The 474-nt window shown below is 38.8% G+C and carries 1 protein-coding gene; it reads left to right on the top strand.

What is annotated here, in order from left to right; all coding sequences use genetic code 11:
- On the top strand, positions 1 to 457 hold a 457-nt coding region (locus WKT09_RS13735; RefSeq protein WP_340416564.1), incomplete at its 5' end, for a helix-turn-helix domain-containing protein.
- Positions 458 to 474: the final 17 nt, after the last annotated feature.

Below are 474 nucleotides of genomic sequence, written 5' to 3'. Positions count from 1 at the left end.
CCGAACATGGATTATCAAGTATACTAAGGGGGAAGGAATAAAAACATATTCTCCAAAACCCGAGGTGTATATAATGAAAAGTAGAAACGTAACACATGATGAAAAAGTAAAGATTGTCAAAGATTGCTTAGCTAATGGATTGTCGTATAAAGAAACCGCTGAAAAGTATCGTGTTCCCTATAATAATGTCTATTCGTGGGTACAGAAATACAAAGAACATGGTCCTACTGGACTGATTGATGGACGTGGGCGCGGGAAACCAGACAGCATTCAAACAGATGAAGAAAGGTTACGCACAGAGATTGAAGCATTGAAAGCGCGAAATGAGTATCTTGAAACGGAGAACGCTGCGCTAAAAAAGTTAGACGAAGTGGAAAGAGAGTTGATGTCACGCAAATGCGGTATGAAGCAGAATACCAAACCGTTAAAAAGCTTCAAAAACAAGGATTCAAAATAACCTTACTTTGTGAGGTA

Origin of the sequence: Pseudogracilibacillus sp. ICA-222130 (assembly GCF_037892545.1) — a bacterium.
Taxonomy (GTDB): Bacteria; Bacillota; Bacilli; order Bacillales; family Amphibacillaceae; genus Pseudogracilibacillus.
Note: the sequence above shows the minus strand (reverse complement) of the source record. Positions and strands in the feature narration are given on the sequence as shown.